Genomic DNA, 14209 nt, shown 5'->3' with positions numbered 1-14209 from the left:
CACAGCATCCGGTCGTCTTGACCGGTGCATGCGAGGATGAGAGCACCGACCGGGGAGGATCTCATCATGTCCGACGTCACACCGTCAGCCGAGCATCCGGTGAACGCCGATGCGCACAAGCCGATGTCGTCGAAGCTGTTGCGCGGCGCGATCTGGATCGCGATCGGCGCGCTGATCGCGGCCGCCCTCGTGTGCGTCGTCTGGGTGCTCGTCGGCGACCAGGACGGCCTCATCGGGCGTGCGTTCCTCACGATCCTGCTGCTCGCCCTGTTCGCCGGCGTCGCTATCGCCGAGGCGCATCTCGCCGAGCGTCGGCCAGACTGGCTCGCCCTGTCGAGCATGATCAGCTGGATCATCGTGCTGCTCGTCGGCGCGGTGAAGATCTGGCTGCCGCGTGACATGTCGGAGACTTTCGGCTGGGCGGGAGCGAGATTCTTCCAGTTCCTGCTCGTGATCGCGATCCTGCAGCTCGCGCTCGTGCACGTGCGCCTGTTCACGAAGGCATCCCGCCGCTACGTCACCACCTTCACGCGTGTGATCGTCATCGTCACGTTCGCGATGCTCGCGGGCCTCGTCGCGCTGCTGGTGTTCCACCTGACGTTCCCCGAGCAGTTCCGGTACGACGACCTGTACTGGCGCATCGTGGTCGCGCTGGCGATCCTCACTGCCGTCGGCACCACCCTGATCCCGCTGCTGAACGCGCTGTTCGCTCCGCGTGCACCCCGGCCCGCGCGGCCGGTCGCCGTCGCGCCGCAGCAGATGTGGCCGACCTACGCCGACGGTCGCACGCCGCTTCCGGCTCTGCCCGACGGCAGCCCCGACCTGAACGCGTATTACACCGGCCGTCCGACCTACGCGCCGCAGCAGGCGTCGAGCTTCCCGACGCTCGAAGCCCCGCAGCATTCGTACGGGCACGCCGCGCCGGCCGGGCCCCAAGCAGGTTCTCCCACGGTCGCGCCGCGAGTCGAGCCGAAGTGGGATGACAGCGCGCCGTTCGCGCACGTGCCTCCGCGCGCCAGCGACCGTTCGGCTGCGGGCGTGCCGACTGCTCCGCCTGTGCCGCCGGCGCCGCCCGCCCCGCCGGCACCCCACGCGCCTTCGCAGTCGCACGGTTCGGTCTCGCACGGTTCGGTCTCGCACGGTTCGGTCTCGCACGGTCCGTCGGTGCTGAACGCCCCTTACGGTGGCGCGGCCGCACCCAGCGGCCAGCCGGCGCCGCCTGCGCCGCACGATTCCGGCGCCTCGACTCTCCCTCCGGTGCCTCCGGTGCCTCCGGCGCCTCCGGCGCCGCACGATTCCGGCGCCTCGACTCTCCCTCCGGTGCCTCCGGTCCCGCCGGTGCCTCCGGTGCCGCACGATTCCGGCATCCCGACGCCTCCTCCGGTTCCTCCGGCCCCGCACTCCGGCGGCGACCAGGCCGCGGCCCCGCAGCCCGGCACCGCGCAGGCACCGGCCTCGCACCTCGGCGGCGACCAGGCCCCCGCCCTGCACCTCACCGGCGATCAGGCGCAGGGCCTGCACCCCGACGGAGATCAGCGCTCCCCTTCGGCTGACCAGCGCTCCACGTCGACCGAGCCGACCCCGCCGCAGCGGACGGAAGACCAGTCGTGAGCGCAGCCGACCTCGGCGCGCTGGCCGCTGAGATCGCTCGCGAAGCCGGCGAGCTGGCTCGACGGCGCCGCTCCGAAGGCGTGGCGCTCGCGGCGACCAAGTCCACGATCGCCGACATCGTGACCGAGGCCGACCGCGAGGTCGAGCAGCTCATCCGCGAGCGGCTGCGCGCCGAGCGCCCTGACGACGGCTTCCTCGGGGAGGAGACCGGCGCCGAGCGCGGTTCGAGCGGGCGCACGTGGGTGGTCGACCCGATCGACGGCACGGTGAACTACGCGTACGGCATCCCGGGATATTCGGTGAGCATCGCCGTCGTCGACGGCGAGCCCGATCCCGAGCGCTGGCAGGGCGTCGCGGCGGCCGTGTGCGCTCCGGCACTGGGCGAGCTGTTCACCGCCGTGCGCGGTGAGGGCGCCTGGCTCGACGGCACCCGCCTCGCCGTCACCACCGAGACCCCGGCCGGAGCGCTGCTCGGCACCGGATTCGGCTACGACCCGACGACGCACGACGGCGATCTGGCCACGGTCGGGCGCGCGATGACCATGGCTCGTGACCTTCGCCGCATGGGATCCGCGGCGATCGATCTCGCCTATGTCGCCGCCGGGCGCCTCGACGGGTTCTTCGAGCGCGGGCTGAATCCCTGGGACTTCGCTGCCGGAGCGCTCCTGGTCGAGGAGGCAGGGGGCGTGGTGACGCGCCTCGATCCTTCCGCCGCACGGCCCATGCTGGTCGCCGGCGGACCCGACGTGCATCGTCGGCTGTGCGAGGCGATCGCCGTCCCACATGAGTGAGCGATATGTCGGACTCATGGCTTTTTCAGCCTGAGCACGATAGCGTTTATCCGATCGTTACTTTCGTTGCCCGAACGGCGAGAGTGACCAAGCCCTTCCCCAGCTTGACCCGAACCCCGAGAGATCCGTTTTGCCCCCTGAGCACACTGAGAACGCCGCTGCCCCGACGCGTCGTTCGAATCGACTTCGCGCCGCCACGGTGGCCCCCGCGGATTCGACGACTCCGAACGCAGACCAGGTCGTCCCGACTTCGGCATCCGCTGTCGCCGCCGCTGCGGCCGTGACCGCCGCCGCCGTCTCAGCCGCCGCGACCAGCCGCCGCGCCCGCCGGATGGCCGCCAGCGCGGGCCCCGAGGCGCCGACCGTCACGGAGCCCGAGGCCGTGATCGCCGCGCCCGCCGCGGTCATCGCCGAGATCGTGGCATCAGTGGCATCCGCCGCGCAGCCTGCGCCCGCACCCGCGGTGCGCGACGAGCCCTCCGCCGTCGAGATCGAGCAGATCGCCGAACAGGTCGCACCCGAGGCCGAGCCGGTGGCAGCGCCGGTCGACGCGGATGCCTTCGCCGCGGCGTCGATGGCCTTCGGCTTCCGCCCCGTCGACGACCAGCCCCGGGTCGACGGCTCCGTCGATGACGTGCCCGTCGCCGACGAGCCGGTGTCGGCGGGCGTCGTCGCCTCGCACCTCGCTCCGCGGCGCCCGCGCGTCTCGCGGTTCGTCGCCGCCGGCGCAAGCCTCGGCATCATGGGCGTCGCCGGTCTCATCGCGGTGTCGATGACCCTGCCCGTCTCGGCCGTCGCCGCCGCGCAGGGCGGTGCCTCCGCATCCCTCGTCGCGGGAGCGACTGCCGCCGCGTCATCGGACAAGGTCGACGAGGGCGAGATCCAGGCGTTCGTCGCCCCCGCCGATGTGCAGGGCGAATCGCTCGCACGCTCTGACTCGTACTCGACCATCTCACTCGCGCAGGTCGCGGCCGAAGAGGGCATCAAGTTCTCCGAGAGCCTGTACACGAACGACCCCGAGGCGGCCATCCAGTGGCCGTTCAAGGTCGGCGTGGCGATGAGCTCGCCCTACGGCCAGCGTTGGGGCCGACTGCACGCCGGCATCGACCTCGTGCCCGGAGAGGGTGCGCCGATCCAGGCGATCGCCGACGGCACGGTGCGCATCGCGACCGAGTCGGGCGGCGCATACGGCGTGACGATCTACATCGACCACGTCATCGACGGCCAGGTGGTGACGAGTCACTACGCGCACATGCAGCACGGCTCGATGCAGGTCAAGGCCGGCGACAAGGTCAAGGTGGGCGACGTCATCGGACACGTCGGCAACACCGGCCGTTCGTACGGTGCGCACCTGCACTTCGAGATCATCATCAACGGCTCGACCGTCGATCCGCTGCCGTGGATGCAGCGAAACGCCGGGCGTTACGAGTACTGATCCTCGATTTCGCGCGAGACACGGTGAGGTGATAATCTCATCTGGTTGCCCGGAAACGGGCAGCACGCCCCGATAGCTCAGTGGCAGAGCACTTCCATGGTAAGGAAGGGGTCGTCAGTTCAATCCTGACTCGGGGCTCGCAGCATTCGCATTTCGATCGGATGCCCTGCGGCAGGGTAGCTCAGTTGGTGAGAGCGCACGACTCATAATCGTGAGGTCGCGGGTTCAAGCCCCGCTCCTGCTACAGAATGAAACCCCCGGTTGATCCGGGGGTTTTGTCGTATCCGGGATGCGTTGCTGCGGGCGGGGCCAATAGCCCGCGGCCGGTCCGGGGCTGCGCGGCCCGCCGCGAGACTTCCGTTCCGGCACGAGACATGAGACTTGACGGTCGGTCTCATGCTGCAACGCAAGTCTCGCGGCGGATGCGGCGGTCGCGGCGGGTGCGGCGGGTGCGGCGGATGCGGCGGATGCCGCCATACAGCCGCCGCCGTGCCGCCGCCGTGCCGCCATCGTCACCCCAGCTGCGGCGCCTCGCCGACCGGGCACGAAAGCCGGCCGGGCGCGCCGCCGGGCATGAAGCCCAGGCACCCGACCGATAAACTGGAGCGTGTGACTGGCGCGCGTGCCGAGGCGGCATACTCTCGCTCCCTCGCGGCGTTCCGAACGCCGACGCTGGGGCTGCTTCACGGTCGCCAGGCGCCCTTCGTCATCGCGGCCCTGTCGATGCTTTTCTCGGCCGAGCGGCCGTCCGTGCCCGTCGCCGACGCGCACGCCGAGGTCGCGGAGGCGCTCGACGAGCTGCGATCGGCCGGGCACGACGACGACGATCGCCGCATCCCCGCCGGTAGCGGCCGCGAGGTGTGCCGCACCTGGGCGAAGCAGGGCTGGCTCGTGCAGCAGATCGACGACGACGTCGAGGTCTACCGGCTCTCGGCGCACGCGGTCGAGGCGCTCGAGATCACCGGCCGCACCGGCGGCGGCCGCACCCGGGTGTCGAACTCGCGTGTGCGCACCCTGCTCGACGCGGTCGAACGGCTGGCCGACGAGGCCGAGGCCGACCCCGTCAAGCGCATCGCCCGTCTGACCGCCGAGAGGGATGCCCTCGACGCCGAGATCCTGTGGGTGCAGGCGAACGGCACTGTTCCCGTCGACGACGAGGAGCTGTACGAAGAGGCCGAGAACATCCTGCACCTGGCGCGCGAGCTGCCGGCCGACTTCACCCGCGTCGCCGAATCGCTCAAGGCGATGCAGCGCGACGTCGTCGCGCACCTGCGCCGCGACGAGCGCCCGACCGGCGAGGTGCTGCGCGAGTACCTGCAGCGCGCGAAAGACGTCATGCAGGCGACTCCCGAAGGCCGCGCGTTCGCCGGAGCGCTGCGGCTGATCGGAGACCCCGAGCGCATCGACGCTCTCGCCGAGCAGCTGCACGACCTGCTCACGCATCCGTTCGCCCGTCACCTCGATCAGACCCAGCGGGCGGAGTTCGACGCGATCGGCCGCCGTGTCGAGCTGGGCGTCGAAGAGGTGCTCGCCGCGCAGCGCCGTGCTTCGCACGTCATCACCGGGCAGGTGAAGACCCACGACCCGCTGCGCGACCGGCAGATCGACGACCTGCTGCGCGACGTCATCTCGGGCCTGCATCAGTGGGCGCAGTCGGCGCCGTCGAACGCGGTGGTCGACCCAATGCGCAGCCTGCCGCTCATCGACCTCGGCCGGCTCCGCCAGACCGTCGGCGATGTTCGCCCGCCCGGGGCTCCCGCGCCGCTGACGGATGCCGACGACGTCGAGTACCTCGAAGCCGAGTCGCGCTCGTGGGGCGGCCCCCGCTACGCCGAGCTCGAGACGTACGTGGCGGGCCTCGGTGCGGAGTTCGACCTGGCGGATGCCTTCGCCCACGCACCCGAAGACACGCGGCGCCCGGTGGACCTGGTCGGTCTGCTCGAGATCGCGCACCGCAATGGCATGACCGAGACCGACGGCCTGTCGACCGTCGAGACGCTGCGCCCCGACGGCACCACGAGGCGCTTCGCGTTCGTCTCGGTGACCGCCCGCACAGCCGAGGAGGATCACGATGACTGACGAGACTGCTGCTTCGGGCCCGGCCGCTGCCCCGGCGTCCGGGTCGGGGATGGGAAACGCCGGTGCGGATGCTGCGGAACCGGCGTTCGGCATCCCTGAGTCGTCGGCCGCGGGCCGGGCATCCGGGTCGGGGATGGGAAACGCCGGTGCGGATGCCGCGGTACCGGCGTTCGGCATCCCTGAGTCGTCGGCCGCGGGCCGGGCATCCGGGTCGGGGATGGGAAATGCCGGTGCGGATGCCGCGGAACCGTCGTTCGGCATCCCTGAACAAGCCGACGACCGCGACGACCAGCCGGACGCGCAGCCCGACGCGCCGTTCATCGCCCCCGTCGCGATGGAGGACGACCCCGACGAGCTCTTCCCCGGCGATCGCGGCACCCTCGATCCGGAGGTGCGACGTGTGCTCGTGCACGTGCTGCAGCGGCGATTCCTCAGCGCCGACAGTCGTTCCGAATGGGCGCTGCTGCTCGAGCACCAGCAGCTGATCGAGTCGCGCATGCACGACCTGTACCTGCGCCTGGTCGTCGACCTCGGGCGCGGCGTGGCCTACAAGCAGCAGGTGCGCTCCGACGAGTTCGACGTGCCGATCCTGCTGAAGGATGCCCCGTACAACCGCACCGAGACGCTGGTGCTCGTGCACCTGCGCACGGTCTTCCAGCGCGAGTCGGCCGCGGGCGAGCCGGCCCCTCGTATCGACGTCGAAGACATCGAGCAGACCGTGCTCAGCTATCTGACGGATGCCGACGGCAGCACCGCCCGTCAGCAGAAGGCGATCCGCGCCGCGCTCGACCGACTCGACCGCGAGGGCGTGATCGACGAGGAGACGTTCGGCCGGTACCGGATCAGCCCGCTGGTCGAGGTGGTGCTCAGCGCCGCGAAGCTCGCCGAGCTGCGCGCGTGGCTGCGTGAGCAGGCGGCGCAGCAGGCATCCCGTGCCGAGAGAGCCCAGAAGGAGGCAGCGCTGTGACGATGCTCGAAACGCTCTTCGGGCTGATCCCCGCCGACTCCCGTGGTCAGCAGTGGGTCGCCGAAGACCTGCAGCTGGTCAACTGGGGTGGCTACGACGGCGGCCCGCACCGAGTGCGCTTCTCGCCGACCGCGACCATGCTCTGCGGCGGGTCGGGGTCGGGCAAGTCGACCCTGATGGATGCCTACATCGCCCTGATGATGCCGCACACGACGCCGTTCAACGGCGCCTCCAACGGCGGGATCACCGGTCGCCCCCGAGGCGATGAGCAGCGCAACATCCTCTCGTACGGCCGCGGCAAGATCGACGAGTCGCGCACCGACGAGGGCACCAAGCTGCGCGTGCTGCGCGGCGACGGCGAAGACACCTGGACGGCCATCGCGATGACGTGGCTCGACCACGACGGCTCGCGCTTCACGGCGCTGCGCGCCTGGTACATCCCGGCCGGCGCGCGCATCCTCGAAGACACCGTGCGGGTGCGCGCGACGACCGACGGCTTCTTCGACCTCGCACGCCTGGAAGAGGCGGCCTCACAGCGCCTCGCCGACTCGGCGCTGCGCGCGCTGGGGCTCGAGACCCTCGGCACCGACCGCGAGTTCTCGGCCCGCCTGCACGCCGTGCTGGGCATCGGCGCGGCAGGCTCGGGTGCGAAGGCGATGAGTCTGCTCGCGCGCATCCAGGCCGGTCAGCAGATCACGACGGTCGACGACCTGTACAAGCGGCTGGTCCTCGAAGAGCCCGAGACGATGGCGACGGCGGATGCCGTGGTCGCGCACTTCGACGAGCTCGAGAGCACCCGGGCGAGCATGATCACCGCGCGCCAGCAGGTGAACGCGCTGGAGCCGATCGCGGGCATCCGGGAGCGGATCACGGCAGCGGCCGAGCAGGTGCGTCTGATCGACGAGGTGGGCGATTTCGCCTCCCCCGACTCGCGCGCGACCCTGTGGCGGGCCGAGCGCCGCCTCGATCTGCTGCGCGAGGTCGAGGACGAGCTGCGCGAGCGCACGCACGCCCTCGACCTGACCCTGCGTGAGAAGAAGGCGCTCGTCGACGCCGCCGAAGCCGAGCGTGACGGACTGCTCGACCTGCTGCGCCATTCGGGCGGCGACCGGCTCGAGACGGCGCAGCGCGAGCTGCGCGCGGCCGAGCGGCGCCTCGCCGAGGTGCAGCGTGAGCGCGACCGGTTCGACACCGTGCTGGCCGAGCTCGGGCTGTCGGCCAGCACGGCCGAGGAGTTCGCCGAGGTGCAGGCGGCCGCCCGCGCCGCGCAGTCCGAGGCATCCGCTCGACGGCAGGCGCGGGCGACGTTCGCCGAGGCCGAATCCGCTCGGCAGGCGCTCGCCAAGCGCCGGCGGGCGCTCGCCGAGGAGCGGGCGGAGGCGGATCGGCTGCGCGGCAGCATCCCTCCGGCCCTCGACCGGGCGCGCGTGCTGCTGGCCGAGGCCGCCGGTCTCGACGTCGACGACCTGCCGTTCGTCGGCGAGCTGATCGAGGTGCGCACCGAGTTCGAGCCGTGGCGCGAGGCGTTCAACCTCGCCCTCGGCGGGTTCGCCACCACGCTGCTGCTCGATGATGCGCATCTCGACCGGTTCCGTGCGGCGATCGACGAGGTGCGCCTGCCGATCCGGCTGCGCTACGAGGGCGTGCAGACCGGGCTGGCGTCGGCCGATCTCGCCGACACGCGCACGCTGCCGGGGCGGCTCGACCACCGCCCCACGCCGTTCACGGGCTGGCTGCAGCAGCGCCTCGACGAGCGCTTCGGGTTCGTGTGCGTCGACTCGTCGGCGCAGCTGGGCGCGCACGCGATGGCGCTCACGATCGCCGGTCAGATGTCGCAGGGCAGCCGTGGGGCGCACGGCGGGCATGGCCGCGAGAACGTGCTCGGCTTCTCGAACGAGCGGCGCGTGCGTGCGCTCGACGAGCAGGCTGCGGCTCTCGAGGCGGAGGTTGCGGCGGCGACCGCCGCGGTGACCGACGCCGAGGCGGCGATGGATGCCATCGAGCAGCGCTCGACGGCGTTCGCGATGATCCATGACCTGACCTGGGAGCAGGTCGACGTCGCCTCGCTCGCCGCGGAGGTCGAGCGGTGGCAGGCCGTCGAGGCCGAGGTGACGACCGCGGATCCCGAGATCGCTGATCTGCGCGAGCGGGTCGAGAGCCTCAAGGTGCGCGCGGCCGTGCTGCGGGACGAGATCGGCGCGCTCGGCGCGCAGCGCGCAGACACGCAAGAGCGCTGGGGCGCGGTCACCGATGACGTCGACGAGTGCCAGCGCGTGGTCGACGAGGCGTCGGAGATGTCGGTGGGCGACGCCCAGGCGGCGTTCCTCGATGAGCGCTTCATGCTCTCGGCGTCCGACGACGGCGATGGGCTGTCGGCGAGTGACCGGCTGGCCAGGCTCGACCTGGCGCTGAAGTCGGCGGCGGCGCGTCTGGCATCCGATCGCCGCGCGGCCGAGGAGGCGCACGACGAGCAGCGCGAGCGGATGCGGCAGTTGATGTCGTCGTTCCTCGAGAGGTGGCCGAACCTCAACCTGCTGCCGGACCCGGATGCCTCGGTGCCCGAGTTCCTCGGCATCCTCAAGGCGCTGCGCACGAACGGGCTGCACGAGCTCGAGAGCGAATGGCGCGACAGCCTGCTGGGCCTGTCGGGCAATGACCTGACCAGCCTCGATTCGACCCTCAGCCGAGCGGTGCGCGAGATCAGAGAGCGGATCGAGCCGATCAACAGCATCATGCGCGAGCTGCCGTTCTACGACGACCGGCATCGCCTGCAGATCTCGCCGCGCGAGAACCAGTCCGAGGCGCGCAAGCGCTTCCGCCGCGAGCTGCGCGAGGTGCGCGGGCTGATCGAGGCGGCGTCGACCGACGACGAGCGCGAGCACGCGTACAAGCGGATGAACCGGCTGATCGGGCGCATGCGCCGCACCGCTCCCGACTTCGCCGAGTTGATCGACGTGCGAAACCACGTGCGGGTGTCTGCCGAGCGGGTGCTCGCCGAGACGGGGGAGCACATCGCCCTGTACGACCACATCGGCGAGAAGTCGGGTGGCGAGTCGCAGGAGCTGGTCGCGTTCATCGTCGGCGCGGCTCTGCGGTACCAGCTGGGGGATGCCGGCGCCTCGCGCCCGCGCTACGCGCCGGTGTTCATGGACGAGGCCCTCATCAAGGCCGACGCGCACTTCACGAAGCGCGCGATCGGCGCGTGGCGGGGGCTGGGCTTCCAGCTCGTGATCGGCGCGCCGAACGACAAGTACAGCGCCATCGAGCCGCACGTCGACGTGGAGTACACGATCCTCAAGGACACCCGCGGGCGATCGTGGGCGAAGCCGAAGGTCGCGGTCTGAGCGTGTGGTCTGAGCGTGTGGTCTGAGCGTGTGGTCTGAGCGTGTGGTCTGAGCGTGTGGTCTGAGCGAGCGATCGCGGGGCAGCCCGGGTGAAGCGCCACTGCGCGGTCGAGTCGCACGGCAGGTCCGGGTCGCACGGCAGGTCCGAGTCGCACGGCAGGTCCGAGTCGCACCACAGGTCCGGGTCGCACGGCGGGGGCAGCGTTGCTGTGCTCAGGCGGCGATGTCGTAGCGGGCTCTGCCGCCGAGGCGGGGTGCGCGGGTGGGATCGATGTGTGGTGGTGGGATGAACCACACTCGTCCCCTGATGCTCGAGCGCGCATCGGTGTTCTCGATCCGGATCTCCCACCCGTTGTCATGGATGCGATGGTGACAGGTCGAGCACAGCAGGATCCCGTTGGCGAGGTCCGTCGGCCCGGTGTCTCGGTTCCACCAGTCGATGTGATGCACCTCGGTCATGCTGGGTGGGAGCCCGCACATCGCGCATCCGCCGTCTCGGTCGACGAGTGCGAGTTTCTGCGGTTTGGTGAACAAGCGCTTCTCTCGTCCCCAGTCGAGGATCTCGCCGGCGCTGTCGAGCACGCACGGGATGACACCGCCGCTGGCGGCCATGCGTCGGGTCGCGGCGACCGAGATCGGCTGATCGATGCCGTCGATCGTCCCGCAGCCGGTCCCGGCTTCCAGGTCTGACGCGTTGATGCGGACGATGACGGTGGCGCCGGCGACGGGCATCCGGCTGTCGCAGTCGAGCATGTGGGCGCAGAACAGGGTGAGTGCGTCGGCGCGCATCATGGTGACGGTGCGCTGATCGGCATCCGCGCCATCGGCATCCGCGATGCCCGCGTCGGCCAGATCTTTGCGTGCCTGGAACTGCGCGGTGACGTATCCGTCGATTGCGGCCTTGATCGGCGCGCCCTCTTCGGCCGGGGTGATGAGGTTCAGGTGCAGCATCCCGTCGCGTTCGAACATGCTCAGCGCCCGCTGCGCGCGGCGTTCTTCTTCTCGCGCTTCGAGCTTGTCGGCTTCGAGTACCGCTTCGGCGCGCGTGACGAGGCGGCGCACGTCATCCAGCGACAGTCCGACCGCCCGCTTCACCAGCTGTTGCTCGACATCCGCCACAAGGTCTTTGTCTGCCCCGATCCGCGCCCGGTCGAGGAACTCCACGATCACCGCCGCCCCGGCACCACCCAACCGGCCGGAGGTGACGGCACCCTGCACGGCCGGGTACTTCGCCGGCGCCGGCTCGCCGAGCAGGTTCTGCCTGGGTGCGATCGCCTCGCCGACTTTCACCAGCCGCGCCGCATCTCCCGCGCTCGTGCCGGTGGTCGTCGCGATGAGCTGCGCGGTGTTGCGGAATCCCTGCTGCTTCGCCAGCGACTCCGCACCCAGTTCCGGTCGGGATTCGTGCGCGATGGCCGCGGCGACGTCGGCCTGCAGGGCATCCAGCGCCCGCCGCGCCGACCCGATGGCGCGGGTCATCGACACGAGATCTGACCGGTCGAGGTCGGCCGCGGTCGCGGCATCCGCCCACACCCCGGCGAGGGCCGTGACGGCTTCTCGCAACGGGTCCAGAGCGGGTGCTGACATGTCAAAAAGCCTAAACGCCGGCCACCCGCAAGTCAAGCAAAACTACGAAGAAAACCGTACCACTTCTCCACAACTCTCGAAACTTTATGCGACTTGATGAAACGCGTCGGTCGGGCATCCTAGGCATCAACCGCCGACATCCGCGGCCGGCGCTCGCGTCTAGGCTGAACACGTGCGCATCCGCCTCGACATCGCCTACGACGGCACCCACTTCCGCGGCTGGGCGAAGCAGCCGGGTCTGCGCACGGTGCAGGGCACGATCGAGGCGGCGCTCGCGCGCATCCTCGGATCCGAGGCGCAGCTGGTCGTCGCCGGCCGGACGGATGCCGGTGTGCACGCTGCCGATCAGGTCGCGCACGTCGACCTCGATGACACCCAGTGGGCTCGGCTGCAGACGCGCCACGGCCACGCGGCCACCGATCCTGCGGGGTCGCTCGCGCGTCGCATCCGGGGTGTGCTCGGCAACTACCCGGACGTGACCGTCACCCGCACGAGCCTCGCACCCGAGGGATTCGACGCGCGATTCTCGGCCGTGTGGCGCCGGTACAGCTATCGTCTCGCCGACGCCACGGTCGGCTACGACCCGATGCGCCGCAACGACACGACGACGATCCGCGCAGCTCTCGACGTCGAGCGGATGGATGCCGCCGCACAGACCCTCATCGGCCTGCACGACTTCGCCGCGTACTGCAAGCCCCGCGAGGAGGCGACCACGATCCGCACCCTGCTCGACTACCGATGGACCCGCGATCGCGACGGCGTGCTGGTAGCCGAGGTGAAGGCTGACGCGTTCTGCCACAGCATGGTGCGCGCACTGGTCGGGGCATGCGCCGCGGTGGGGGAGGGGAAGCTCGAGGTCGCCGACGTCGCGCGCCTGCGTGACGAGCTCACCCGCACCAGCGCTTTCAAGGTGCTGCCGGCCAGAGGGCTCACGCTCGTCGAGGTCGGGTATCCGGCAGACGAGCTGCTGGCATCCCGCGCCGAGCAGACGCGCGCCCGCCGCGACCGCGACGAGGAATAGTCCCGCGCGAGTCTCTCGCGCAACCCCGATCGCGCGCTCGGATGGCGGCGGTAACGTGGCGGGCATGAGAGTGATCTCGTACAACCTTCGCAAGCATCGTGCCGCAACGGAGCTGGCCGCGCTCGTCGCCGAGCACGATCCCGACATCCTCTGTCTGCAGGAGTGCGACACCACCGCCCTTCCGGATGCCATCGGCGGACTCTCCCTTGTGCACACCACCAGCGGCAATCGGCTGGGCCTGGCGATGTACCTGCGCCGCAACACGTTCCAGGTCGAGCAGGTGCGCACCATCGGGCTGAAGAAGTCGCTGCACGATCGAGTGCTGAAGCCCGTGCACGAGCGGGTGCTCGGCGCGCAGCTGCGCGACATCGACACCGGACGGGGGCTGATCGTCGCGTCGTTTCACGCCGCGCCCCTCACCGCGCTCAACTCGTTGCGTCGCAACCAGATCAGGGCGGGTCTCGACGCCCTGCAGGAGCTCGGGCCCGGGATGCCCGTGCTCATGGTCGGCGACTACAACTACCCCGTGTTCAAGGAGAGCCTGGGCCAGACCGTGCGCGACCACGGGTACACGCTCACCCTCAGCGACGACCGCACGTACACCCGCTACCGGGTGTTCAAGGGGCACTACGACTTCGCGACCTCGGTCGGCTTCGACATCTCGAAGATCACGACCCTGCCGCAGGCCACGAGCGACCACCGCCCGATCCTGGTGACCGCTGAGGCCGAGTAGTTCGGTCTCAGCCTCCGGATGCTGTAAGCTTGACCCTTGGTGTGTGATCAACTGCGGTCGCACCCGCGAACGTGAGCCCTCCACTGGCGCGTGTTCCATCTCGGATCCTCGAGAGGGAACCCACCCCGGAGTGGGATTCACGAACCTCTCCGTTCGAATCAAGAAAGCAGCACTATCGTGACGCGCACTTACACCCCGAAGGCCGGGCAGGTCCAGCGTGACTGGATCGTCATCGACGCCACCGACGTCGTTCTCGGCCGTCTGGCATCGCACGCAGCAGCAATCCTGCGTGGCAAGCACAAGGCCACCTTCGCTCCCCACGTCGACACCGGTGACTTCGTCATCATCGTCAACGCCGATAAGGTCGCCCTCACGGGTCAGAAGCTCCAGAAGAAGATGGCCTACCGCCACTCCGGCTACCCGGGCGGCCTGACCGCCACGAGCTACGCCGAGCTCCTCGAGAAGCACCCGGTTCGCGCCGTGGAGAAGGCCGTGCGCGGCATGCTCCCGAAGAACACCCTGGGTCGTCAGCAGCTGTCGAAGCTCAAGGTCTACGCAGGTGCCGAGCACCCGCACGCCGCTCAGCAGCCCACGCCGTACACCCTCGACCAGGTCGCCCAGTAAGCGCCATAAAGACTTAA

Annotated in this window: 10 protein-coding genes and 2 tRNA genes; 11 read left to right on the top strand and 1 reads right to left on the bottom strand. The window is 70.3% G+C overall.

Annotated elements, in window-relative coordinates; translation table 11 throughout:
- The first annotated feature begins 66 nt into the window (after window positions 1–66).
- From V2S05_RS11395 to V2S05_RS11360, 8 genes are all read left to right on the top strand, one after another.
- A complete protein-coding gene (locus tag V2S05_RS11395) occupies window positions 67–1611 on the top strand; it encodes a hypothetical protein (RefSeq protein ID WP_413635446.1) in 1545 nt (514 codons plus the stop codon).
- Window positions 1608–2402, top strand: a complete 795-nt coding sequence (locus V2S05_RS11390; protein WP_271638496.1) for an inositol monophosphatase family protein — start codon at window positions 1608–1610, stop codon at window positions 2400–2402. The genes V2S05_RS11395 and V2S05_RS11390 overlap by 4 nt, the downstream gene beginning before the upstream one ends.
- 199 nt (window positions 2403–2601) lie before the next feature.
- Window positions 2602–3837 (top strand): M23 family metallopeptidase, encoded by a 1236-nt coding sequence (locus tag V2S05_RS11385; protein WP_413635444.1) that lies wholly within the window; start codon window positions 2602–2604, stop codon window positions 3835–3837.
- A gap of 66 nt (window positions 3838–3903) precedes the next feature.
- Window positions 3904–3975: transfer RNA gene (locus V2S05_RS11380), tRNA-Thr, on the top strand.
- 32 nt (window positions 3976–4007) lie between these two features.
- Window positions 4008–4081: transfer RNA gene (locus V2S05_RS11375), tRNA-Met, on the top strand.
- Window positions 4082–4446: 365 nt separating this feature from the next.
- Window positions 4447–5916, top strand: a complete 1470-nt coding sequence (locus V2S05_RS11370; RefSeq protein WP_413635442.1) for a DUF3375 domain-containing protein — start codon at window positions 4447–4449, stop codon at window positions 5914–5916.
- On the top strand, window positions 5909–6883 hold the full coding sequence (locus V2S05_RS11365; protein ID WP_413635440.1) for a DUF4194 domain-containing protein: 975 nt from the start codon (window positions 5909–5911) through the stop codon (window positions 6881–6883). Before V2S05_RS11370 ends, V2S05_RS11365 begins: the two co-directional genes overlap by 8 nt.
- Window positions 6880–10227: an ATP-binding protein gene (locus V2S05_RS11360; protein WP_413635439.1), complete on the top strand. Its 3348-nt coding sequence runs from the start codon at window positions 6880–6882 to the stop codon at window positions 10225–10227. Before V2S05_RS11365 ends, V2S05_RS11360 begins: the two co-directional genes overlap by 4 nt.
- Before the next feature lie 213 nt (window positions 10228–10440).
- Here the strand turns inward: V2S05_RS11360 and V2S05_RS11355 are convergent, their stop codons facing one another.
- Window positions 10441–11814 (bottom strand): DUF222 domain-containing protein, encoded by a 1374-nt coding sequence (locus tag V2S05_RS11355; RefSeq protein ID WP_413635437.1) that lies wholly within the window; start codon window positions 11812–11814, stop codon window positions 10441–10443.
- Between the two features lie 172 nt (window positions 11815–11986).
- Between V2S05_RS11355 and truA the strand changes: the two genes are divergently transcribed.
- The 3 genes from truA to rplM all read left to right on the top strand — a co-directional run bounded on the left by truA (window position 11987) and on the right by rplM (window position 14192).
- The gene (gene truA / locus V2S05_RS11350; RefSeq protein ID WP_413635435.1) at window positions 11987–12835 is read left to right on the top strand and encodes a tRNA pseudouridine(38-40) synthase TruA; all 849 of its coding nucleotides are present in this window, start codon (window positions 11987–11989) and stop codon (window positions 12833–12835) included.
- A gap of 64 nt (window positions 12836–12899) precedes the next feature.
- Window positions 12900–13568, top strand: coding sequence for an endonuclease/exonuclease/phosphatase family protein (locus tag V2S05_RS11345; protein WP_413635433.1), 669 nt, complete (start codon window positions 12900–12902; stop codon window positions 13566–13568).
- A gap of 177 nt (window positions 13569–13745) precedes the next feature.
- Window positions 13746–14192: a 50S ribosomal protein L13 gene (gene rplM, locus V2S05_RS11340; protein ID WP_182252391.1), complete on the top strand. Its 447-nt coding sequence runs from the start codon at window positions 13746–13748 to the stop codon at window positions 14190–14192.
- Window positions 14193–14209 lie beyond the last annotated feature (17 nt).

Origin of the sequence: Microbacterium sp. OR16 (assembly GCF_047306725.1) — a bacterium.
In the GTDB taxonomy this organism is placed as follows: domain Bacteria; phylum Actinomycetota; class Actinomycetes; order Actinomycetales; family Microbacteriaceae; genus Microbacterium.
Note: the sequence above shows the minus strand (reverse complement) of the source record. Positions and strands in the feature narration are given on the sequence as shown.

What these genes read in the sequence shown, in the direction of transcription:
- V2S05_RS11395 (WP_413635446.1), top strand. Translation starts at nt 67, where the DNA reads ATGTCCGACGTCACACCGTCAGCCGAGCATCCGGTGAACGCCGATGCG.
- V2S05_RS11365 (WP_413635440.1), top strand. Translation starts at nt 5,909, where the DNA reads ATGACTGACGAGACTGCTGCTTCGGGCCCGGCCGCTGCCCCGGCGTCC.
- V2S05_RS11355 (WP_413635437.1), bottom strand. Translation starts at nt 11,814, where the DNA reads ATGTCAGCACCCGCTCTGGACCCGTTGCGAGAAGCCGTCACGGCCCTC.
- V2S05_RS11345 (WP_413635433.1), top strand. Translation starts at nt 12,900, where the DNA reads ATGAGAGTGATCTCGTACAACCTTCGCAAGCATCGTGCCGCAACGGAG.